Annotated in this window: 21 protein-coding genes; 20 read left to right on the top strand and 1 reads right to left on the bottom strand. The window is 66.9% G+C overall.

The window, feature by feature from the left end:
- Window positions 1-105: 105 nt before the first annotated feature.
- Window positions 106-1065, top strand: a complete 960-nt coding sequence (locus QZ258_RS10460) for an alpha/beta hydrolase (protein WP_294181291.1) — start codon at window positions 106-108, stop codon at window positions 1063-1065.
- Between the two features lie 5 nt (window positions 1066-1070).
- Here the strand turns inward: QZ258_RS10460 and QZ258_RS10455 are convergent, their stop codons facing one another.
- Window positions 1071-2015, bottom strand: coding sequence for a LysR family transcriptional regulator (locus tag QZ258_RS10455; protein ID WP_294181289.1), 945 nt, complete (start codon window positions 2013-2015; stop codon window positions 1071-1073).
- Window positions 2016-2178: 163 nt separating this feature from the next.
- Here QZ258_RS10455 and dnaE point away from each other — a divergent pair, with 163 nt between their 5' ends.
- The 19 genes from dnaE to QZ258_RS10360 all read left to right on the top strand — a co-directional run.
- Window positions 2179-5706: a DNA polymerase III subunit alpha gene (dnaE, locus tag QZ258_RS10450; protein WP_294181288.1), complete on the top strand. Its 3528-nt coding sequence runs from the start codon at window positions 2179-2181 to the stop codon at window positions 5704-5706.
- Between the two features lie 14 nt (window positions 5707-5720).
- Window positions 5721-6662 (top strand): AraC family transcriptional regulator, encoded by a 942-nt coding sequence (locus QZ258_RS10445; RefSeq protein ID WP_294181310.1) that lies wholly within the window; start codon window positions 5721-5723, stop codon window positions 6660-6662.
- A gap of 218 nt (window positions 6663-6880) precedes the next feature.
- Window positions 6881-7960, top strand: coding sequence for an ImmA/IrrE family metallo-endopeptidase (locus tag QZ258_RS10440; RefSeq protein ID WP_294181287.1), 1080 nt, complete (start codon window positions 6881-6883; stop codon window positions 7958-7960).
- 26 nt (window positions 7961-7986) lie between these two features.
- Window positions 7987-8895, top strand: a complete 909-nt coding sequence (locus QZ258_RS10435; protein WP_294181286.1) for a bifunctional DNA primase/polymerase — start codon at window positions 7987-7989, stop codon at window positions 8893-8895.
- A complete protein-coding gene (locus QZ258_RS10430) occupies window positions 8892-9620 on the top strand; it encodes a DUF2637 domain-containing protein (RefSeq protein ID WP_294181284.1) in 729 nt (242 codons plus the stop codon). The genes QZ258_RS10435 and QZ258_RS10430 overlap by 4 nt, the downstream gene beginning before the upstream one ends.
- Window positions 9617-10033, top strand: a complete 417-nt coding sequence (locus QZ258_RS10425) for a hypothetical protein (RefSeq protein ID WP_294181282.1) — start codon at window positions 9617-9619, stop codon at window positions 10031-10033. Before QZ258_RS10430 ends, QZ258_RS10425 begins: the two co-directional genes overlap by 4 nt.
- A gap of 94 nt (window positions 10034-10127) precedes the next feature.
- Window positions 10128-11030 (top strand): hypothetical protein, encoded by a 903-nt coding sequence (locus QZ258_RS10420; RefSeq protein WP_294181280.1) that lies wholly within the window; start codon window positions 10128-10130, stop codon window positions 11028-11030.
- Window positions 11027-12037, top strand: a complete 1011-nt coding sequence (locus QZ258_RS10415; RefSeq protein ID WP_294181279.1) for a ParB N-terminal domain-containing protein — start codon at window positions 11027-11029, stop codon at window positions 12035-12037. The genes QZ258_RS10420 and QZ258_RS10415 overlap by 4 nt, the downstream gene beginning before the upstream one ends.
- Before the next feature lie 44 nt (window positions 12038-12081).
- Window positions 12082-12771, top strand: coding sequence for a hypothetical protein (locus QZ258_RS10410; RefSeq protein WP_294181278.1), 690 nt, complete (start codon window positions 12082-12084; stop codon window positions 12769-12771).
- A 10-nt stretch (window positions 12772-12781) separates the two neighbouring features.
- A complete protein-coding gene (locus QZ258_RS10405) occupies window positions 12782-14422 on the top strand; it encodes a M23 family metallopeptidase (protein ID WP_294181277.1) in 1641 nt (546 codons plus the stop codon).
- Window positions 14422-14688 carry a DUF6112 family protein gene (locus tag QZ258_RS10400; RefSeq protein ID WP_294181309.1) on the top strand — a complete coding sequence of 89 codons (267 nt, stop codon included), beginning with the start codon at window positions 14422-14424 and terminating at the stop codon, window positions 14686-14688. Before QZ258_RS10405 ends, QZ258_RS10400 begins: the two co-directional genes overlap by 1 nt.
- Before the next feature lie 124 nt (window positions 14689-14812).
- Complete coding sequence (locus QZ258_RS10395) at window positions 14813-15082, top strand: DUF6112 family protein (RefSeq protein ID WP_294181275.1); 270 nt, start codon at window positions 14813-14815, stop codon at window positions 15080-15082.
- A gap of 28 nt (window positions 15083-15110) precedes the next feature.
- Window positions 15111-16466 carry a conjugal transfer protein TrbL gene (locus QZ258_RS10390; RefSeq protein ID WP_294181273.1) on the top strand — a complete coding sequence of 452 codons (1356 nt, stop codon included), beginning with the start codon at window positions 15111-15113 and terminating at the stop codon, window positions 16464-16466.
- 54 nt (window positions 16467-16520) lie between these two features.
- Window positions 16521-17942: a PrgI family protein gene (locus tag QZ258_RS10385; RefSeq protein ID WP_294181272.1), complete on the top strand. Its 1422-nt coding sequence runs from the start codon at window positions 16521-16523 to the stop codon at window positions 17940-17942.
- A 51-nt stretch (window positions 17943-17993) separates the two neighbouring features.
- Window positions 17994-18785, top strand: a complete 792-nt coding sequence (locus tag QZ258_RS10380; protein ID WP_294181271.1) for a hypothetical protein — start codon at window positions 17994-17996, stop codon at window positions 18783-18785.
- A 66-nt stretch (window positions 18786-18851) separates the two neighbouring features.
- Window positions 18852-19286 carry a hypothetical protein gene (locus tag QZ258_RS10375; RefSeq protein ID WP_294181270.1) on the top strand — a complete coding sequence of 145 codons (435 nt, stop codon included), beginning with the start codon at window positions 18852-18854 and terminating at the stop codon, window positions 19284-19286.
- Complete coding sequence (locus QZ258_RS10370; protein ID WP_294181269.1) at window positions 19283-20785, top strand: ATP-binding protein; 1503 nt, start codon at window positions 19283-19285, stop codon at window positions 20783-20785. Before QZ258_RS10375 ends, QZ258_RS10370 begins: the two co-directional genes overlap by 4 nt.
- A 39-nt stretch (window positions 20786-20824) precedes the next feature.
- Window positions 20825-21337 (top strand): hypothetical protein, encoded by a 513-nt coding sequence (locus QZ258_RS10365; protein WP_294181267.1) that lies wholly within the window; start codon window positions 20825-20827, stop codon window positions 21335-21337.
- A 53-nt stretch (window positions 21338-21390) separates the two neighbouring features.
- Window positions 21391-22099, top strand: a 709-nt coding sequence (locus QZ258_RS10360) for a type IV secretory system conjugative DNA transfer family protein (protein WP_294181308.1), incomplete at its 3' end; no start/stop codon positions are given.

Genomic DNA, 22099 nt, shown 5'->3' with positions numbered 1-22099 from the left:
TGGTGAGATCGAACGACAACGATTAGTTGTATCAGTTTTCGGCGCGGAGGAAGTTGGGGAACTGCTCTCGGGTAGCAGCCGAGCAATCCGGACAAAGGAGTTCTGATGAGTAACGCACGCCCACCGTTCGATCCCGAGCTGGGAACCGTTGCAGCGGCGATCGCAGACTCGGTACCGGCGACCTTGACTGCCGACATGATTCCCGAGTTTCGAAGAATTGAGACGCCTGGCGCATCCCGCAGCGCCGTCGAAGACATGGGGCTTGTTGCGCGCGACGTAGCAGCGACGGGCCACGACGGAACCGAGATTGTTCTCAGCGTGATCCATCGCCCTGAGCGCACCGGCATCGGCCCCGGCATCTACTACGTGCACGGCGGCGGGATGGTCATGGGCGACCGATGGAACGGAGTGCTGGGCTTGGCCGAATGGGCGCAACGCCTCAACGCGGTGATCGTCACGGTCGAGTATCGGCTTGCGCCAGAGCATCCAGATCCAACGCCCGTCGAAGACTGCTACACCGGCCTCGTCTGGACAGCCGCCCACTCCAAAGAACTGGGCATCGACCCAAAACGCCTCATGGTCGCAGGAGTGAGCGCCGGCGGAGGCCTTGCGGCCGGGACTGCTCTTCTTGCACGGGACCGTCAAGGCCCTGTTTTGTGTGCTCAACTCTTGATGTGCCCGATGCTCGATGATAGGGACAGCACTGTTTCAACGGGCCAATTCGATGGAGTCGGAACGTGGAGCCGAGGAAGCAATGTCACCGGCTGGTCCGCACTGCTCGGCGATCGCCGAGGCTCGGAGAACGTATCCATCTACGCCGCTCCAGCGCGAGCTGTCGACCTATCAGGGCTTCCCCCGACATACATTGACTGTGGGAGTGCCGAGGTCTTCCGCGATGAGGATGTTGCCTACGCCACATCTATCTGGAGCGCTGGGGGTCAAGCCGAGTTGCATGTGTGGGCGGGGGGCTTCCACGGGTTCGATGTGTTCGCACCCGACTCAGAGGTCTCAGCCCAGGCGGTCGCGACCAGGAAGAACTGGATTACCCGAGTCCTGAGCGCGTAGGGCCGTCAGACCGTTGCCCCTGGGGGCAACCAGACATCCTCGCTGTTCGTTTCGGGTTGGACCATCGCGTCCAGGTAGGACCGCAACGCGACGAGGCCGGGATGCGGGTTCGAGCTGAGCCACAGAAACGAGTAGGGATACATCGGCGTGGGCGCTCGTAGCGGGATGCGGCGAAGGTCGTACTGCGCGGGCCAGAGGTAGCGGTCTCGGTCCCCCACGATTGTCGCGAGGTTCGCAGATTCAGCGAGCTGATCCATCAGCGCTTCGTCACCGAAATGAGGGCCGAGCGCGTCGATCGTGAGGTCGAAGGCGCCCGCGAAATCTTCGTAGTAGGCGGCCCATTCGGTTCCTTCCACGATTCCCGGAATCCAGACCCTGTGGTCAGCGAGCTGTTTCGGGGACAAGTGTTTCCGGTTCGCGAGTGGGTGGTGCGGCCCGACGAGCACTTCCAGCTTTGAGTTGAGCGCCGCGGTAGCCATGACTCCTTTGGGAAGCCGATTCCACGGGACCGTCAGCGCCCGAAACGATGCGTCGATCACACCGTCGCCTATCGCTTTGATCGCGGCATCGACGCTGCTGCCATTGGCGAGCGTGACCACATCAAGGCCGACCTCAGGGTGGGCCCTGTGGAAGTCCTGGAGTACGACGGCCGGCGCTATTCGGCGGTGGATGACATCGACTCTCAGTGCTCTCTTCTCGGGCTGTACTGACTCTGCCGCGCGAACCGCGACCCGTAGCAGCTCGCGAGCGTGGGGTAGGAACGCTTGGCCATCAACGGTGAGTTGAGTGCCGCGCGGGGTGCGAGTGAAAAGGGCGACACCGAGCTGACGCTCCAACGCGGCGATGCGCTTGGAGACTGCCTGCTGGGTGACCCCAAGGTCGACCGCTGCCTCCTGGAACTGTCCCAGGTCGGCAGCTGCGACGAACGTTCGCACTCCCTCAACATCCACGATGCCAGCCTATCAACACAACTATTGGTTGTGGCTCGCCGGCGGCGCAGTTGTTTGTCAGCACAGGGGGCTGCTTGGTTCGATCGAGAGAGTCAACATCTTGTTGTGGATCGGAGTTTGAGATGCATGTGGTCATCGCCCAGGCGAAGCGAGGGCGGGGCCTGTGACATCGCCCAAGTCATTCGTCCACCTGCATGTGCACAGCGAGTATTCGATGCTCGACGGCGCCGCGCGGCTCAGCCCGTTGATCGCGGCTGCGGTAGAGCAGGAGATGCCAGCCATCGCGATGACCGATCATGGAAACGTCTTCGGTGCCTTCGAGTTCTGGCGCGCGGCGACGGACGCCGGCATCAAACCGATCATCGGCACGGAAGCGTATCTGACTCCGGGAACCGCGAGGCAGGATCGCTCTCGTGTCCGTTGGGGGAACGGCGGGGACTCCCGCGACGATGTGTCCGGTAGCGGTGCTTACACGCACATGACGTTGCTCGCCGAGAGCACCCCGGGGATGCACAATCTGTTCCGGTTGTCATCTCTCGCTTCGATTGAGGGCTACTACTTCAAGCCTCGGATGGACCGTGAGCTGCTGAGCCAGTACGGAACGGGACTGATCGCCACCACCGGATGTCCCAGCGGTGAAGTACAGACGCGACTTCGCCTAGGACAGTACGAGGAAGCCCGGCAGGCGGCGTCCGACTTCCGCGACATCTTCGGGGCGGACAACTACTTCTGCGAGGTCATGGATCACGGCCTCGGCATCGAGCGTCGCATCATGACCGACCTGATCCGGCTCTCCAAGGAGCTCTCACTGCCGCTCGTGGCGACGAACGATCTGCACTACGTCGGCGCTGGGGATTCGACCAGTCATGCCGCATTGCTCTGCGTCCAGTCCGGCAGCACTCTGGACGATCCGAAGCGGTTCAAGTTCGACGCGGACGAGTTCTATCTCAAATCCGCTGCGCAGATGCGCGACCTGTTCCGTGACTACCCGGAGGCCTGCGACAACACGCTGCTCATCGCCGAGCGATGCAACGTCGAGTTCGACACGACGGCGAACTACATGCCTCACTTCCCGGTTCCACACGGGGAGACCGAGGAAAGCTGGCTGGTCAAGGAAATCAATCGAGGGCTGGCCGAACGGTACCCGGATGGAGTGAGTGCCGAGGTCCGCGACCGAACCGAGTATGAGACGCGGATCATCCTGCAGATGGGGTTCGCGGGCTACTTCCTCGTCGTTGCCGACTTCATCAACTGGGCCAACGATCACGGTATCCGCGTCGGCCCAGGACGCGGCTCCGGTGCGGGCTCGATGGTCGCCTACGCGTTGAGGATCACCGGCCTCGACCCGCTCGTCCATGACCTGATCTTCGAGCGTTTCCTAAACCCCGATCGCGTGTCCATGCCCGACTTCGACGTGGACTTCGATGACCGCCGACGGGGCGAGGTCATCCGCTACGTCACCGACAAGTACGGCGACGACCGGGTAGCGCAGATCGTCACCTACGGCACCATCAAGTCGAAACAAGCACTGAAAGACAGCTCCCGAGTCCTGGGGTACCCGTTCAGCACGGGCGAGAAGCTGACCAAAGCCATGCCTCCAACCGTGTCGGGCAAGGACATCCCTTTGGCCGGAATCTTCGACTCCGATCATCCACGCTACGCGGAAGCGGCCGAAATCCGCACGCTGATCGAAACCGATGCGGAGGCGAAGTCCGTCTACGGCACCGCCGTCGGCTTAGAGGGACTGAAACGACAGTGGGGCGTCCACGCCGCCGGTGTCATCATGTCCAGCACACCCCTACTGGACGTGATCCCGCTGATGAAGCGGGAACAGGACGGACAGATCGTCACCCAGTTTGACTATCCCGCCTGCGAGTCGCTGGGACTCATCAAGATGGACTTCCTGGGGCTGCGCAACCTCACCATCCTCAGCGATGCGGTGGACAACATCCGCAGCAACCGAGGCGAGGACCTCTCCCTCGACGACCTCCCGCTTGATGATCCCGCCGTGTTCGAGCTGTTCAGGCGCGGCGACACGCTGGGCGTCATCCAGTTCGACGGCGACGCCATGCGATCTCTCTTGAGACTCGCCCAGCCGGATCACTTCGAGGACATCACCGCGGTCGGCGCGCTGTACCGGCCAGGGCCGATGGGCGCGAACTCGCACATCAACTACGCGCTGCGCAAGACGGGGCAACAGGAGATTACGCCGATTCACCCCGAGTTGGCCGAGCCGCTGTCGGACGTTCTCGGCAAGACCTACGGCCTGATCGTCTATCAGGAGCAGGTGATGACCATCGCCCAGGTCCTCGCTGGCTTCTCCCTTGGGCAAGCGGACTTACTACGGCGCGCGATGGGCAAGAAGAAGAAAGCCGAGCTCGACAAGCAGTTCGAGACCTTCTCTGCCGGCATGAAGGACAACGGGTACAGCCAGGACGCGGTGCAGACGCTGTGGGACATCCTGTTGCCCTTCTCTGACTATGCCTTCAACAAAGCGCACTCCGCCGCATACGGGTTGCTCAGCTACTGGACCGCGTACCTCAAGGCGCGTTATCCGGCCGAATACATGGCTGCGCTACTGACGAGTGTCGGCGAGTCCAAGGACAAGATGGCGTTGTACCTGAACGAGACGCGGCGCATGGGCATCAAGGTGCTGCCCCCCGATGTGAACGAGTCAGGCCGATACTTCGCCGCAGCCGGCGACGACATCCGGTTCGGACTCGAAGCCATCCGCAACGTCGGCGCCAACGTGGTCGACCAGGTCATCACGGCTCGCGGTGAGCGCGGTCGGTTCGAGAGCTTCCACGACTTTCTGCGCAAGGTCCCCCTGGAGGTCGCAAACAAGCGGACCGTCGAGTCCCTCATCAAAGCGGGCGCGTTCGACTCCTTCGACCACACGCGCCGCGCGCTAGTCACCATCCACCCAGAGGCTGTCGACGTATCGGCCGGCTTGAAGCGCCAAGAGGCTCGGGGCCAGCTCGACCTGTTCGCCGGCCTCGGTGATGACGCGGAGTTCTCATTCGACACAGAGGTACCGGCTCTCCCCGAATACGAAAGGAAGGACAAACTGGCACTCGAACGCGAGATGCTCGGCCTCTACGTCTCCGACCATCCCCTGCGCGGGCTGGAACATGTCCTGGCTCAGCGCGCTGACACGCAGATCGCCAGCCTGGTCGGGGATGCCACTCCACGCGACGGTAAGTCGGTGAACATCGCCGGACTGATCACGAGTGTCCAACATCGCGTCGCCAAGGCGTCAGGCAATCCCTATGCGATCGTCCGCGTCGAAGACCTCGGCGGAGAAGTCGCCGTGATGTTCACGGGAAAGACGTACCAAGCCTATTCATCATCGCTTCAAACAGATTCCGTCATGCGCATCAGCGGACGAGTGGGAGTCCGCGACGATGGTGTAACGATCCACGCCGACGGCGCGGAGGAAATCGAGTCGGCCGACAACATGGCGAACAAGCCATTCGTGATCGTCATGCAGGAGACGACTGCAACCGAGCCGGTCATCAAAGAGCTTCGCGACATACTGAGCCGCCACAGAGGCGACACCGAAGCGCGAATCCGACTACTCAAGGAGAAGAGCGCGACACTCCTTACCCTCCCGCCATATCCGGTCAACGTGACGGCCGATCTGCACTCCGAAGTCAAGGCACTGCTCGGGGTGAACTGTGTCGAGGCGTGAGGCGACCCGCCGTGATGAGACCATCGCCCGCTGCGGACAGTGGTGCCGCTGAGTTCGCTCCACTGCACGCGGCCACATCGACACTGCATCGGCCGCTCGATCCGGTCGCCTTTGACTGGATCAGACTCATTTTTGTGCGCGACGGGTCCGCGATCGTCCTGAGTGAGTTTGGCGAGCGGCCAGTCCGCATCGGTGATGTGGTGCTCCTCGGCGCGAACGTGCTGTGCGGTGTCGAGCCAGAGGAGCATTTCACCATCACGACGATCTATGTCGATACGGATTATGTGATCGACCAGATATTCTGGCGACACGTCGGCCTCTTGCAAGACCGCCTCGACGCCCACGATTTCGCTGCGACGATCTTCACCGATCCGGCGCAGATTCTCCGCCTCGGAGAGAGCCACGCGGGCATGCTCATGCCGTGGCTTGATGAATTGGTCGGACTGGCCGTTCAAGACCAACCGATTCCGAACTTCTACAGAATGCAGGCCCTTTGGTTCTCGATCGCACACGTGATCGTGCCCTTCGTCAGGATCTCCAACGTCCGAGTGTCCTCGACACAGCGCGCGACAACATGGCCGACAGCTCCGCGTATTCGCGGGTCTCGACCACTTCGCACCGAGGCCCGAAGCGTGGCCAGTCTGCTACGCGAGAAGCCGTCTCGTCGGTGGTCCGTGGCGGAGCTCGCTGATGAAGTGCATTTATCGAAGTCGCAAGTCAACCGCTTGTTTGTCGATGCCTTCGGCAAGTCGCCCATCGCCTATTTGACGATGATACGAACAGAACAAATGGCGGCGCTTCTACGCACGACGGACGCGCCGATCACGGTGATCGCCCGAGAAGTAGGGTGGAGCGACGCCGACTTCGCGACCCGTCAGTTTCGCCGCAGCATCGGCGTCACACCCACTGATTACAGGAGATTGAGCCGCGCACACGCTCACTCAACCTCCGGGTGAAACACGCGTCCTCCCCGCTGATACACGCAGGTTCGACGGATCTCAGGCTCGTGGCATCTTCCAGCCAGGTAGTCCAGGAGAAACTCGTCGGGTTCATCGCGGAGCCTGACGGCCACTGTCTCGCTCTTGGCCCGTCTGTCTCCTGATCCGCCCGGCGTACCTCAAGGTCGCACGGCTGCTCCATCCCTGGGGCGGCCCTGGCGGAGGGAGGTCAGGTGATGGCTACGAGGAACGAGACGCGGGAGGCGAAACTCGAAGCGCTCGAAGAGCGCATCGTGCGTTCGGTTGAGGAACTGGTGTCGGGTGAGGATTGGCGGCGAGCCATGGAGTTCGCCGCTAGGTTCCGCTCCCGTTCGTTCAACAACACGCTATTGATCTGGACCCAACATTTGGAGGCCTACGAGCAGGGCCGGGTGCCGACTCCGACGCCGACGTGGGTGGCGGGGTTTCAGGACTGGAAGAAGATGGGCCGTTGGGCTGAGGCCGGCGGAGGCTATGAGATTCGTGCTCCGGTTCGGGTGAGGTTCGCAACGGCGACCCCGAAGGACCCGGCCTCGTGGCGACGAGTGCCGAAGGGCGAGAAGCCGCGCCCGGGTGAGGTGGTGCAGCGTCGGATCGTCAGTGTTGTCCCGGCTCATGTGTGGGATGTGTCGCGGACTCACGGCGCCGAGCTGCCGGAGCTGCCGCGTCCGAAGCTGCTGGACGGCGAGGCGCCAGCTGGTTTGTGGGAGGGGCTGGCTGCGCAGGTTGAGTCGCTGGGATTCGAGGTGCTGCGGATGCCGGACGGCGACGCGATGCGCGGCGCGAACGGCATGACCGATTACGAGACCCGGCAGGTGCTGGTGCGCACGGATATGGACCCGGCCGCGCAGGTGAAGACTCTCGCGCATGAGCTGGGTCATGTCCGTCTGCACGGGCCGGACCAGCAGGAGGCGCGCCAGCATCGCGGGATCGGTGAGGTCGAGGCCGAGTCGGTGGCGTTGATGATCGCGGCCGCGCATGGCATGGACACCAGTGACTACACGATTCCCTATGTGGCCGGGTGGGCGGCGAGCGTGGATGGTAAGGACCCGGTGCAGGTTATTCGGGACACAGGCGAGAAGGTGCGGCGCACGGCTACCGAGGTTCTGGGACAACTCGATACGATCCAGGTCGGCAATGGCAACCCGGTGTCGCTGCGTATTGACGGCCCCGAACGCCCTGCGCCCGAGCAGGCGCCGGAGCTGGCACCTCGGGTCGAGCCGCTGCCCGAGCGCGAGCCGCGGAGCGTGCAGGCGGTGCCGGAGCGGGGGCTGTGATGGTCGCCCCGGATGCTGTCGCCGCCGTGTTCGACTGGCTCGACGGTCTGCCCTTGCCTGATGCCGCGCACGTACTGGCGCGGTCCGGTGTGCCGGTGTTTCCGTGCGTGCCCGGCGAGAAGGCACCCATCGTTGCATCCGGTTTCCAGCGCGCAACCACCGATCTGCGCCGGGTGCAGGGGTGGTGGCGCTGGCAGCCGGACGCGAACATCGGCATCCCGACCGGCTCCGCTTCTGGTCTGGTCGTGATCGACGTGGACGTGCACGGCGTCGACGGGTATGCGGCTTACGCTCGCGCGGCTCGCGCCGGTCTGATTCCGGCGCCGTTGGCGACCGTGACCACTCCCTCCGGCGGTCAGCATGCCTACTTCCCGGCCGACCCTGCCCGTGGGCAACGGTCGTGGGCGGTCGGCAAGGCCGGGGTTGACTGTCGCGGGGACGGCGGCTATGTCATCGCCCCGCCATCCGTGGTCCGGCTGGACGGCGCACGCATCCCGTATCGAGTCGAGCAGGTTGCCGTCGGTGCGGTGGAGCCGGTGGATGCCGTGCGACTTCGTGACTTCCTCGATCCGCCACCGCCACGTCGCCCGGTGCGGGAGGGGCGGCTGGTAAAGGGGCGGGAGGACGTGGACCGGCTGGCCGCGTGGTTGTCCCGGCAGGTCAAGGGCGATCGGAACTACAGGCTGTTCTGGGCCGCGTGCCGTCTGGCCGAGGGCAACGTGCCGGTGGCCGATGCCCTGGATGCGCTGGCGCGAGCCAAGCAGCCCGATTTCGGGGAGCGGGAGATCACTCGCACTGTCTACAGCGCCTATCGCAGCGTCGGCGCCAGAGCCGTCCGCCGGGAACGCTCCGCCGCCTCTGCGAGTCCGCCAGCTGGCGGACTCGCTCGGCGTGATCCAGCAGCGCGGGCGGGCGCGGCGAGGGGTCTGGGATGAACAGAGTACGAGGGCGGCGCTGGGCGGTGGTCACGTCGGTTGCCGGGACAGTGTTCATCGCAGCCGGCGCGTTCTGGCTGTCCTTTACTGCGTTGGCCGACCTCGCCCACCGCGCCGGGATCGGGGCCGGGCAGGCGTGGGCGTGGCCGCTGATCGTCGATGGTGTGATCGTCGTGTCTACCGTCGCGGTGGTTGCTCTCGCCGGCGAGAAGGCAGCTTGGTATCCGTGGACGTTGCTGATCGGCGGTGCAGCGGTGTCGGTGACGGCGAACTCCTTACACGCGGTCGTCGCCGCTGACGCCGACGTGCCCGGTCCGCTCGCTGCGGCGGTCGCCGCGGTGCCGCCGGTGGTGCTGCTGGCGATCACCCATCTGACCGTCGTCTTGACCCGAGCCGCTGCGCGTCGTGCGGATGCGCCAGAGACCTCGGGCGGGATTGAGCCTGTCCCGGTCGTGGCGGCACAGGTCGAGACCGCACCGGCCGTGTCGTCGTCTGCCGGGTCTGGCACGGCCGAGGCGGATGAGGACGGTGAGCCGGATCGTCGGGCGCGGGCGGCGGAGTTGCGCGAGCAGGAGTGGTCGAACAAGGCCATCGCGCGGCACCTGGGGGTGCATCCCTCGACGGTCGGCCGTTGGCTGCCCCGAACCGAGCATCCCGACGCGCACCAGAGCAATGAGGCCGACCCGTCCGGGTCTGAGCCCGTGAGGGAAGGAGCCACGCCATGAGCGACCAGGACCAGACGAACCCGGCGGAGCAGTACCGCCGGCATCGCGAGCCGGAACAGGCTCCGCAGGGACGGACGACGCCGAACCCTACCGAGGAGGCGGAGGCGGCGGGAACGCCAGACGCAATCAAGGACGCCGCGTCCCGCACGGCCGTGAAGGAGAAGCTGGCGCAGGTGCGGGGCCGGGGCGTGGACTGGGTGCGCCCGAGCGACCTGTTCGCCCGCGGCGGTGGGGCTTTGTCCCGGCGTGGCATCGACCTCACCGCCGTCGGGAGTCACCGGCTGCGGACTCCGCTTGTGGCCGGTGCCCGGTGGGCGGGCGAGCGTGCCCGGCAACTGCCGCCGCTGTCGGCCTTCGGGCGTCGTGGCGTAACCGATCAGGGCCAGATCCGGTCCGGGGTCGGGATCAGGTAGCCGAGGGTGGTGATGAGTCGTGGACACCCGGTTGGTGAAGGCCGACCCCGCAGTCGCCTGCGGGTGCACCTGCCCGCCAGGAGGTGCCTCGACCATGACCAACGACACCACGACGACCGGCATCAGCAACGACCGGGCGACTGAGGACTACCGCGGCAGTGAGGGACTGCGCGCCCTGCTGAATAGGCTCCACGAGGCCGGTCGCGGCGCGTGGGAGCACGACCCGGTGGCGGCGGAACTGATGGCGTTCGCGGCCCAGAAGTACGCGGCTCTCGCGCACAAGCATCACCTCGATCCGTGGGAGGCCGCGTCAGCGGCGTTCGATGTGATGCGCACCAAGGCCGCCCGCACCGCTGATGATCCGTGGGCGGTCGTCACGCACGCGGTGCGGATCACCTGCATAGCCGAGGAACGCGGCCAAGGCCTGCTGTGCTCGACGCACCAGGCGCGCCGCCCCCGCTACTCGGTGTTCCACAACCCCGAACGACTCTCTGACCGTGAGAACCCGCTGGACGACTACCACTCCGCCTTCCACGTCACCGATCCTCACCACGGTGATGATGACGACAGTGCTGAGCCGGGACGCGACGGCTCAGGGGTGACGAGCGCGAGCGCGGCAGTGGAGGAAGCGATCACGCTGCTGGTACTGCTGGGCTGGCCGCTGGGCACCGCGCGGGCAGCAGTGGAGCACGTCGGCGTGGCACTGACCCGTGTCGGGAACCGGCACACCGCCTATGAGACGCTGCGGCGCGACAAGCACGCCCGCGCCTTGCTCGACCTGCCCAGCCGGTCCTGGGCGGTGCTGCTGCGTGCGCTACTGGGCAGCCCGTTGTCCGAACTCACCGCGACCGGCGCGGGTCGGGGCGTGCTGCTGCGACTGCTGATCGGCGAGACACTGCCGGTTCTGCTGCGCGACGACGACCTCGTGCTCACCCTCTCCCTGGCTGTACCGGGCACCAACAAGTGGACCGCAAGGAAGTCGCAGGGTGCGGGATGAGCGCACCTGCTGGACACATCGAGCTGGAGCGGGCGGTGGACTCCATCACTGTCGGGCACCGGCACCGCACGGACTTGGGCGACACCGACGCGCTGGCCGCGTCAATCGACCGAGACGGCCTGTTGCAGCCCCCAACGATCACCCCGGACGGGACGCTGGTGTGCGGGGCACGCCGGCTTGCGGCGATCAAGCAGCTCGGCTGGCGGCGAGTCAGCGTCTGGGTGCGATCGGGCATCTCGGACCGGCTCGGATACCTGCTGGCCGAGCAGGACGACAATCAGCTCCACAAGCCGCTGACACCCATCGAGGCCGCCGGGCTGTACCGCGAGATCAAGAACCTCATTGCCGAGGACGCCGCCCGACGAAAAGCCGCGACCCAGTTCCGAGATGGTCACGAGCCTAGGAAACATGGTCCCGCCGATTCGGCGGGACCATCACCATCTCACCCTGTCGGAGACAGTCGTGCGCAAGCAGCACGGATGGTGACCGGCTCGTCCTCCTACACGCGGCTGGAGCAGATCGGATTCCTGCAACGTCTGGCCGAGGACCCGGCCGCCGCCGACGCGCTGCGAACGCAAGCGCGGGAGGGGCTGGCGCAGATCGAGATTGGCGCGCCGGTCAACCCGGTCTTCCAGCGCATCCGCGACGCGCATGCAGAGGACGACGCGGAACGGGACCGCAGGTTGCACGAGTTGGCCGATGAAGCCCTGGCCCGCGTCCACGCGGCCAAGGCCACCAAGACCAAGAAGCCACCGACACCGCCTCGTCACCGGATCACCGAGGACGATCAGCCGGCGCGGTTCCCGGTGCGCGCGTTCGCGCTGACCTGGGGCGAACTGGAAGCGTGGTGGACCCACTACGACGTGGACGAGCTGGCCGCCGAACTTGCCGATGAGCAGGCCGAAGCGTTCTTCGCTACGGTCGCGGGCACCGTCGAGTTCGCAGAGCGGCTCCGGGCCGCCCGCACCACAACACAGTCGGACCGGCCGTTGCTGCGCGCTCTCTGACGCTCCCCGTGCCGCCCGGTCGCAAGCGGGCTCACCTGGCGGGCATGAAGACGAATCTCGCCTCCTGGTCCCGTGGCCGCCTGATCGCCGTGATCGCCGTCGGCCTTGTCCTGCTGCTCCTGGTCGGGGTCGGCGTGTACGGGCTCGTCACTGGCCCGCGACAGCCCAGCATCCCTCGCCCTGACGCCGCCCCTACGGTGCCCGTGTCGGGTGAGCCCGAGCCGAGTAGGTCGGGGCCGCCGCGGGTTGCGCCCTCGAACGACCCGGATGAGTTCGCCCGCAACGTCGCTGAGGCGCTGTTCGCCTGGGACACCGGCTCCGGGCTGATGCCGCTGGACTACTCCGCCGCGATCCTGGAAGTCGGGGACCCTTCCGGCCATGAGCAGGCTGGCCTCGCCGCTGACGTCGCCGGCTACCTGCCGACCCGTGATGCGTGGATGGAGCTGCGCAAGTACGCCACGATCCAGCACCTCACCATCGAGTCGTCGTTCGTGCCCGAGGCCTGGGATCAGGCGGTCGAGCAAGCACAGCCGGGCCAGCTCCCGCCCGGTGCCACCGCGGTCACCATCGAGGGCACCCGTCACCGCGAGGGCGTCTGGAACGGCGACCCGGTGACCTCGGAGCATCCGGTGTCGTTCACCGTCTTCCTGGCCTGCCCGCCGCCAGCACCGGAGTTCAGCTCTGGCCTGTGTCATGTGCTGCGTTTGTCGCAGCTCGACAATCCGCTTCGGTGAGGGGCCAATCGTGGTCAAGAAGCTTCTCATCCTCGGGCTCGCACTCGTCATGTTCGGGCCGGCCAGCGTCCTGCTCGCCATCGGCGTACTGATGAACCCTGCCGCCGCGAACTGCGTCGTTCCCGGTGGCAGCGTCACGGTCGGCAACGTGCCCGACTCGCTCAGCGTTACCACTGCAGACGGCACCACGTTCACCCTGAACAAGACCCAGCTCACGCACGCGGCCACGATCATCATGATCGGAGGCGGGATCGAGGGCATCGGTCGCCCCGGAGTCGAGATCGCGCTGATGGCGGCGCTCTCCGAGAGCACCCTGCGGATGCTGGCGAACACTGGCGCCTACCCCGAGAGCGGCAACTACCCGAACGACGGCAACGGGTCGGATCACGACAGCCTGGGCCTGTTCCAGATGAGACCGCAGTCGGGCTGGGGCACCGTCGCGGAGCTGATGGACCCGCAGTACCAGGCGCGGGCGTTCTTCGGCGGCCCGACCGGCCCGAACTACCCGAGTCCGCGTGGTCTGCTGGACATTCCGGGCTGGCAGCAGATGGACCCCGGCGAAGCCGCCCAAGCCGTCGAGGTGTCGGCTTACCCGGATCGATACCGCAACTTCGAGCCGGTCGCCGAAGCCATCCTCAGCGCCCTTGCCGGCGCATCCGGCGGCAGGGGCGAGGCCGGCCCAGCCGGTGTCGTGGTCGCTGCGGGTCCGGTGGCCCAGTCCGCTCGCGTCGTGTTCCCTCTGCCCGAGGGAACGTGGGTGCTCACGTCCTCGTTCGGGCCGCGCATCCACCCGATCACAGGGGAAGCCTCGTTCCACACCGGCACGGACTTCGCCGCACCTGATGGGACACCGATCCTTGCCGCCGCGGACGGCACCGTGACCGTGGCCGAGTTCTCCGGCGGCTACGGCGGGCTGATCGTCATCGAACATCAGATCAACGGTGTGACAGTGGCGACCGCGTACGCGCACATGTGGCAGCACAGCATCCATGTCTCGCGCGGTGACCGGGTGGTCGCCGGGCAGCACATCGGCGATGTCGGCAGCTCAGGCAACTCCACGGGGCCGCATCTGCATTTCGAGGTCCGTCCCGGCGGCACCAACGGCGAGGCCATTGATGCCGCAGCGTGGCTCAACGACCACAACGCAGCCGACCTATCCGAAGCCACGGCAGGCAGCCCGAACGGGTGCACCTCCGGCGGCACGGCTGGCGAGCCCATGCCGCCGGACGGCGACCCCGATCAGATGGTCGATGACCCCACCAGCGACGGGCAGATCACCAGGCGGATGGCGCACCTCATGGCCCAGGCCCGCACCGCGTTCCCCGACACGTCCTGGGCCTGCTACTCGCCCCGCCCCGGCACCACATCAGAGCATCCGCTGGGCCGGGCGTGTGACATCACGTTCGGAAACCGGATCGGCACTTATCCGACACCCGTGCAACTCGAGGACGGATGGCGGGCCACGAACTGGATGAAAGACCACGCCGGGACCCTGGGCGTGGAGTACCTGATCTGGCAAGGCAAGATCTGGTCCCTCGCACGCGCCGCCGAAGGCTGGCGACCATATAACGGCGGCGGGACGCACGACCCCGGCAACGTGACCGGAGGCCACTACGACCACCTGCACGTCACCGTCAAGGCGGGTGCGTGATGGGCGTCTTCCCCGACTTCGACGGACTCGGAGGCATCGGCGATCTGAAACAGGTCATCGGAGCCCTGCTGACAATCGTGCTCATCGTTGCGGTGCTCATGACCATCGTCTCGGCGATCTGCTGGGCACTGGGAGCCTCGCACGGCAATCACTCCCTTGCTTCCAAGGGCCGGGTCGGGGTGCTCGTCGGCGTCGGTGCCGCCGCGCTCGCCGGTGCCGGTGTCGCGTGGGTGAACTGGCTCATCGCTCTCGGCAACCAGCTCTGACCTTCTGGCCGGCCACAGGCCCGCTCCCTGCTGGGGCGGGCCTTTCCCATGCCTGCTCACGCCAGGCGCTTCCTGGTTCACCTCGCCGCCATAAGCCATCTGTATCTGCGAGGGAGTAACCGCCGTGATCGATATTGACCCCAACAGTTCCGGACTGCCCGGCATCGAACAGCTCCGCACCGTCGTCGGCGCCGTGATGACGGTCGGCCTGATCCTCAGCGTCCTGGCGCTGATCGTCTCCGCGATCGTCTGGGCCTACGGCGCCAACAGCTCGAACCCCCACCTGTCCGGCAGGGGCAAGCTGGGCGTCCTCATCTCCTGCGGCGCCGCGGTGATCTGCGGTGCGGCGGTGACGCTCGTGAACTTCTTCTGGGACGTGGGCCAGGCCGTATAGGGCCGGCCCACACAACAGGAGATTCGTGATGGGTGTCTGCGATGTGCCGATCATCTCGACCGTCTGCGACGTGGCCGGCGAGGCCGCCGCGACGGTAGTGGCGGCCCCGTTCGACTGGCTCGCCCAAGCGATGGGCGGGGCGGCCGGGTGGCTGATCGAAGCGATGTGGTCGGTGTTCGACACGACCACGCTGGTCGATGTCCAGACGGACGGGTTCACCAGCGTCTACAACCTGATCTTCGGGATCGGGGTCTTCCTCGTCCTGATCTTCTTCTGTCTCCAGCTCATCACCGGGCTGATCCGCCGAGACCCGACCGCGTTGGCCAGAGCCGCACTCGGCGCGGGCAAATCGGTGCTCGGAGCGTTCGTCGTGGTGACGCTGACTGCGCTCGCGCTGGAGATCGTGGATCAGCTCTGCATCGGCATCATCCAGGCGTCTGGTGAGACCACCGGGACGATGGGCGACAAGATCATCTTGCTCGCGGCGGGACTGAGCGGCATCAACATCGCTGCACCCGGAGTCGGTGCGATCGTGACCATCTTCCTCGCCGGACTGATGATCGCCGCAGTCGCGATCGTCTGGTTCAGCCTGTTGATCCGCAAGGCGCTGCTGCTGGTCGGCGTGGTCCTGGCACCCATCGCTTTCGCCGGAGCGTCCTGGGACGCCACCAAGGGGTGGATCGCCAAGTGGGCCGCGTTCGTGATCGCTCTCATCGTGTCCAAGCTCGTGCTCGTCGTCATCTTCTTGCTGGCGATCACGCAGATCGCCACCCCGATCGAACTGGACATCGCCGCCGTCACCGAGCCCATCACCGGCATCGTCCTCATGGGCATCGCCGCGTTCGCGCCGTACATGGTCTACCGCTTCGTGTCCTTCCTCGGCTTCGATGTCTACCAGCAGATGGGCACCGAGCAGGAGGCGAAGAACGCGCTCAACCGTCCGCTCCCGATCCCGTCCAAGCCGCAGGGCGGCAGCGAGCCCAAGAAGGTCCTCGATGACCCGAGCGGCGGTCCCGGCGGCGGATTAGGCGGGACTCCACCGCCCAAGACCCCTCCGCCAGCCGCGGGCGCCGCCAACGGCGGTGCCGGAGCGGGGGCCGGTGCGGGCGCCGGAGCCGGCGGTGCCGGTGCAGGAGCGGGAGCCGGTGCTGCTGCGGGACCGGCTGCTGCGGTCGTCGTCGGCGCACAGGTCATCAAGGGCGCAGCCGAAGCGGGGCCGAAGGCAGGTCAGGCGGTCGCGAGTCAAGCAGAGACCGCCGCAAGCGGCGCTGACGGACAGGGCAGCGGGACCGCGCCGTCGAACACGCCCCCGCCACCCTCGGCACCGCAACCGCGAACCCCCGCACCGCCCAAGTCCGGCCCGCCGCCGACAGGAAAGGAGTGACGGATCATGCCAAGCACGACGGAACGGAAGGCGCCTGGGGGCGAGTTGACTCCGATGAAGTTCAGCCGCCTCACCCGCCGGGGCGTGCTGCTGGGGCTTTCGGTCGCGCAGCTCATCACCCTCGGTATCGGCGGGCTGACGCTGCTGGCGGCGTTCTACGGCGGGGCCGGAGTGCTGCTGGCCTACACCGCACCGGTGTGGCTGCTCGCCGCGGTGCTGACCTGGCTGCCCATCGCCGGGCGGCCGATGGTCGAATGGCTTCCGGTCGCCTGCTGGTGGCTGTGGCGTACCACCGGCGGCCAACTGCTGTATCGCCGGCGGATCGTCAAGCCGCGCCCTGTGGGGAATCTTGCGCTGCCCGGTGACATGGCCCGGCTCCGGGAGCATCTGGACCCCGAGACCGGGGCGTGCATGGTCCACGATCCTCACCGGGCCACGCTCACCGTGGTTTGCGAGGTCACCCATCCCGCCTTTGTGCTGCTGGACCCCGGCGAGCAGGAACGGCGGGTCACCGCGTGGGGACGGGTGCTCGCCACGGTGTGCCGGTCCGGACGGATCGCAACCTTGCAAGTGCTCGAACGCACCTTGCCCGACTCCGGCAGCGGGCTGGCCGAGTGGTGGGCCGAGCACGGCACCGCCGACGACACCTGGGCGTCCCAGACCTACGCCGAACTGATCGAACGAGCCGGCCCCGCCGGGGAACGTCACGCCACCACGATCAGTCTCTCGCTGGACATGAAGGCCGCGGCCCGGCAGATCAGGACTGCCGGCGGTGGCATTCGTGGCGCAGCTGCGATGCTCCGGCAGGAGATGGCGACGCTCACTGCGGCGCTGCGGTCGGCGGACCTGACCCCTGTCGGGTGGCTCGGACCCGGCCAGGTCGCTGTGATCCTGCGCTCGGCCTATGACCCAGCCGTGGCCGCGACGCTGGAACGGCACGGCAGGCTCGGCCAAGAGCTGGCCGCCGCCGGCCCGGTTGCGGTCACCGAGACCTGGGGCAACCTGCGCACCGACTCCGCCTGGCACACCGTCATGTGGGTATCGGAGTGGCCTCGTTCGATGGTCTATCCCGGTTTCCTCGCCCCTGTGCTGCTCTCGACCGGCATCCAACGCGCGGTGTCACTGATCTACACACCGATGCGCTCCGACCAAGCCGCGCGTGACATCCGCAAGAAGAAGGTCGAGCACATCAGCGACGCGGCCCAGCGCGCACGGATGGGACAGATCGAAGACGCCGCGCAGACCGCCGAGTACCAAGACGTGCTCCAACAGGAAGCAGACCTGACGGCGGGACACGGAGTGCTCCGCGTCTCCGGCCTCATCAGCATCTCTGCGCCCACGCTCGACGAACTCGAAGCAGCAACCGCCGCGATCGAGCAATCCGCGATCCAAGCGTCCTGCGAGACCAGAAGACTCGTCGGCCAGCAAGCTGCGGCGTTCACCGCCGCAGCGCTCCCGTTGTGCCGAATCGTGTGACCACGGGGCGCACCTTGCAGGCATCCAACCCACCGCCGAGGGAGACCAGCGATGCCCACGTTCACCGATCCCGCCCGCGATGCCAGCGAAGCCTACGAGGCGTTGCGAGCGCTCGCGCACGCCAGCCGCACCTTCGAGGACCCATCCGACACCTACGCGGTGATCGGCGAGCTGCTGGGCGGGATACGCGCCATGCGGCAAGTGTTCGACCAGCTCGCAGGCGCCCACCTGAGCCGACAGGATCACGTCACCGACGACGCCCACGACCACACCGCCGGCGGTGCGGCCGCGTTGGCGGCGGCCGATGAGCTGCACCAGGCCGCCACGCTGTTGGACCAGGCCGATGACCACCTCAACGCCGCGTTCACGCACTCGGGGCGGATCGTCTGGAACCCGCAGGATCGCCTCGTGCAGCGATGGATCGGTGTCGTGTTCCTCCAAGGAGAGGAAGCCGACCGAGTGCTCGACCTCATCGACACCCAAGGGGTCGAGGCGGGGATCGAGCATTTGTCGCAGTGGGACTACGGCGCTGAAAGCACCGACGCGGCAATGGAGGGCGGAGATGTCCACGACTCCGCACCCGCCTACGCGGGCGATCGGCAGGCCGAGACCGGCGATTACGCGATGTCCTACAACCCGCAGGCCGGACACGTCGCCCTCTACCGGCGGCACATGATCCGCGCCGAAGACGCTATCGGCCCCGCTGGCGAGCCGCACGTTCCCGCGCGGCGCCCGGCTCCCACTCGTGAGACGACCGGGCGGCGCAGCGCCGTCCGGGACGGCGACTGGTTCGAACATCCCGGCGTCGCCGCGGTCAAACAGGCCCGCGGCCTCTCGCTCTAGGTTCCACGCCCGGAGACGACAGGCGAGCACCTGCCGGGCATGAACACGACAGAGCCCATCCCTTCCATGACTTCGCAAGCCGGGACGCTTACCTTGACGGTTTGGCCCGATACTCCGCTGGGCCAGCACCAGAGATACGCCTACCGGATCGACGACAACACGACCGGGCAGATACTCGAAGGCCGGGACTTGTTCACCGGCGCAGGTGCCCCGGTCGCCCCGGACCGAGCGATGCGGGACCTCGCCGTGTTCCTGAGCGCCGCCGGCGTCGCCCACCAGCACGCCATCGACAACCCCGGCAGCACACCCGAGCACCAGAGACTGTTCCCCGAATGGGCCGCCGAAGCCGCCCGTCAGAACACCGATGCGCTGACCCTTCTGGTCGAAGAAGATCACTTCTCCGCCCCTCCAACCTCACGATCCCAGGCAGTGCCGGACCCGTCATGGTTCGAGCGTTCTGACCGCGGCGCGTTTCGACCGACTCGGGGGCGGTCGCTGTGAGCAGGGACGAGAAGCTGCACACCGCTGTCCTCGTCGCTCCGGCATCGGAGCGGCGGCGGCTGCGCAAGGCACGGAAAGAAGCAGCCACTCGGCTTGTCGCCGAGCAGCGTCAGGTGGAGAAGGAGACGGCCCGCGCCAAAGCGGAGGCCGAACGCGCCGAGCGTCGCGCCGCCGTCTACCTGCCGCCAGCGGGTGAACTCGGCCCGGCAATGCTCCGCTCCCCGGGCCGGTTCAGGCTGCCACGGCATCAGGACACCAGTGCCGTCCTCGCTGGCCAGTACCCGTTTCTCGCCGAGGCCGGACTCGGGTCAGCCGGAATGTTCGTCGGCCAGGACCTCTATTCGGGCTCGTCGTTCGTCTACGACCCGTGGGTGCTCTATCAGCGGGGCATCATCACCGCCCCGAACCTGATCCTGGCGGGCATCGTCGGCTCCGGGAAGTCCTCGCTCGCCAAGAGCCTCTACACCCGCAGCCTGCCCTTCGGCTACCGCGTCTACGTCCCAGGTGACCCCAAAGGGGAGCACAGCGGCGTCGCCGAGGCCGTGGGAGGGAAGGCCATCATCCTCGGGCACGGGATGGGCAACCGGCTCAATCCGCTCGATGAGGGCTACCGACCCGGCGGCCTCTCGGATCAAGAGTGGGCCACGACTCTCGCCGCGAGGCGCCGTGACCTGCTCGGCGCGCTCACCGAGACCGTGCTGGACCGGGCTCTCGCGCCTCTCGAACACACCGCGATCGACACCGCCCTCATTGGAGCGGTGCGTGACGCGGACGTGCCGATCCTGCCGATGGTGGTCGACCGGCTCCTGCGCCCTGATCCTGCCGACGACCCGGATGGGCGGCTCACTGAAGACGGCAGGCTCGTCGGCCATGCCCTGCGTCGTCTGGTTCGCGGTGACCTCAGTGGCTTGTTCGACGGCCCTTCGACGGTGAGGTTCGATCCCACGCTGCCGATGGTCAGCCTCGATCTGTCACGAGTCACCGAGAACAGCACCCTGATATCGGTGCTGATGACGTGCTCATCGGCATGGATGGAAGCCGCGCTGCTCGATCCCAACGGCGGGCGCAGATGGGTGATCTACGACGAGGCTTGGCGGCTCATGTCACACCCGGCGCTGCTGCGCAGAATGGACGCACACTGGCGCCTGGCCCGGCATTACGGGCTGGCAAATCTGCTCGTGTTCCACAAGCTGACCGACCTGGAGAACGTCGGCGACATGGGTTCGGCGAACCGGGCGCTGGCCAACAGCCTGCTCGCGAACGCCGAGACCCGGATCGTGTACCGGCAAGAGACCGACCAGCTCGGCCCCACCGCCGCTGCGCTTGGACTGACTGGCACCGAACGACGCCTCCTGCCCGGACTCGGCACTGGACAAGGACTCTGGCGGATCAAGGACCGCAGCTTCGTCGTGCAGCACCAGCTCCACCCCGCCGAGCTGGCCGCCTTCGACACCACCGCACGTATGACCGGCGGTTCCCCGCACGTTCACGAATCCTGAACCGCCGACTACAGGAGGATTCTGGCTCACCTCGTGGCCATGAGGAAACCCGAGCCGGAGTCTGTCCCAGTATCCATCCCTCTGGTCGTTCTCGACGTGTACGCGGACGGCACGGTGGCCGCGACCGTCGATGGGAAGCCACTGAACCCGGACCCGTTCGCCCCACCGTGGCGGCGATCCTCGTTCGGGCAGATCATCGACCGCGCCACCAACAACCGAACGACCCCGGCGCGCGTCGAGGTCCGCGAGAGCGACGGTACGAGCTTCACCGACATCATCGCGCCCCGCCTTCGCCGCACACCCCAGCCGAGACCCGAACCTGACAAGCCCGCACCGCTCCCGGTGTTCCACACGGTCACCGGCGACGGGTTCGTTCCCGGCGAGGACGTGGCGGTCGCCGTCATCACCGGGCACACCGACGCCTCCGGAACCGGCACCGCCCGCGCCCTCATCGACTCTGCCCCGACCACCACTGACGCTTCGGATGAAGTCGTGGAGGTGCTGCTGTTCGGGCGCATCTCCGGCAAAATGATCGTGCGGCGGCTGCCGTGACCGGCGAGGGTCGGCAGGCCGGCTCCTTCGGCGACGAACTGACCAACGCCGCGATGATCGGGCTCGTCGTCCTGTTCGGTGTTGCCCTCGTGCTGCGCGGCGCCGGATCGGTCGCGGCGTTCCTCACCGGGATCGGCCAGCCCGCCGGCGATCCCGCCTCCGGGGTTGGCGTGTTGTTCAATCTCGGCGACCCTGCCGCCGCGCTCGACGCGCCCGGACTTAACCCGGTCGTCTATTGGGTCGTCGCCAGCCTGCTGTTTGCCACGCTCGTCTCCGGCGGTGTCTGGGCGTGGTTGCGGTTGCGGCGCCACACGCACCGAGTCGAGCAGGACCCGCGCCGCTTGGCCGGTATCGCCACCCGGCACGAGATCACCGCTGCCGCATCGGAGAAGGCGTTGTTGCGTCGCGCCAGAAGCCTCCGCCCCGGCCTGATCAGTCCGCGCCCGCAGGACCTGGGCTATCGGCTCGGTGTCTCCAAGGGAGCCAGCGTATGGGCGTCCGTCGAAGACTCGCTCATGGTCATCGGCCCGCCCCGCTCCGGCAAGGGCCTGCATCTGGTGATCCCGGCCATTCTCGACGCTCCCGGCGCTGTCGTGGTGACCTCGACCCGGCCCGACAACCTGACCGCGACCATGCGCGCCCGCCGCCGGGTCGGGCCGGTCGCGATCTTCGACCCGCAACACCTCGCCGAGGGCTTGCCCGCGGGGATGCGGTGGTCGCCGATCCGGGGCTGCGAGTCCCCGCAGACCGCGATGATTCGCG

Source organism: uncultured Schumannella sp., from assembly GCF_905479755.1.
Classification (GTDB): domain Bacteria; phylum Actinomycetota; class Actinomycetes; order Actinomycetales; family Microbacteriaceae; genus DCRR01.
Note: the sequence above shows the minus strand (reverse complement) of the source record. Positions and strands in the feature narration are given on the sequence as shown.

What these genes read in the sequence shown, in the direction of transcription:
- QZ258_RS10460 (WP_294181291.1), top strand. Translation starts at nt 106, where the DNA reads ATGAGTAACGCACGCCCACCGTTCGATCCCGAGCTGGGAACCGTTGCA.
- QZ258_RS10390 (WP_294181273.1), top strand. Translation starts at nt 15,111, where the DNA reads ATGGGTGTCTGCGATGTGCCGATCATCTCGACCGTCTGCGACGTGGCC.
- QZ258_RS10430 (WP_294181284.1), top strand. Translation starts at nt 8,892, where the DNA reads ATGAACAGAGTACGAGGGCGGCGCTGGGCGGTGGTCACGTCGGTTGCC.
- QZ258_RS10425 (WP_294181282.1), top strand. Translation starts at nt 9,617, where the DNA reads ATGAGCGACCAGGACCAGACGAACCCGGCGGAGCAGTACCGCCGGCAT.
- QZ258_RS10410 (WP_294181278.1), top strand. Translation starts at nt 12,082, where the DNA reads ATGAAGACGAATCTCGCCTCCTGGTCCCGTGGCCGCCTGATCGCCGTG.
- QZ258_RS10380 (WP_294181271.1), top strand. Translation starts at nt 17,994, where the DNA reads ATGCCCACGTTCACCGATCCCGCCCGCGATGCCAGCGAAGCCTACGAG.
- QZ258_RS10365 (WP_294181267.1), top strand. Translation starts at nt 20,825, where the DNA reads ATGAGGAAACCCGAGCCGGAGTCTGTCCCAGTATCCATCCCTCTGGTC.
- QZ258_RS10440 (WP_294181287.1), top strand. Translation starts at nt 6,881, where the DNA reads ATGGCTACGAGGAACGAGACGCGGGAGGCGAAACTCGAAGCGCTCGAA.
- QZ258_RS10415 (WP_294181279.1), top strand. Translation starts at nt 11,027, where the DNA reads ATGAGCGCACCTGCTGGACACATCGAGCTGGAGCGGGCGGTGGACTCC.
- QZ258_RS10375 (WP_294181270.1), top strand. Translation starts at nt 18,852, where the DNA reads ATGACTTCGCAAGCCGGGACGCTTACCTTGACGGTTTGGCCCGATACT.
- QZ258_RS10400 (WP_294181309.1), top strand. Translation starts at nt 14,422, where the DNA reads ATGGGCGTCTTCCCCGACTTCGACGGACTCGGAGGCATCGGCGATCTG.
- QZ258_RS10385 (WP_294181272.1), top strand. Translation starts at nt 16,521, where the DNA reads ATGAAGTTCAGCCGCCTCACCCGCCGGGGCGTGCTGCTGGGGCTTTCG.
- QZ258_RS10445 (WP_294181310.1), top strand. Translation starts at nt 5,721, where the DNA reads ATGAGACCATCGCCCGCTGCGGACAGTGGTGCCGCTGAGTTCGCTCCA.
- QZ258_RS10420 (WP_294181280.1), top strand. Translation starts at nt 10,128, where the DNA reads ATGACCAACGACACCACGACGACCGGCATCAGCAACGACCGGGCGACT.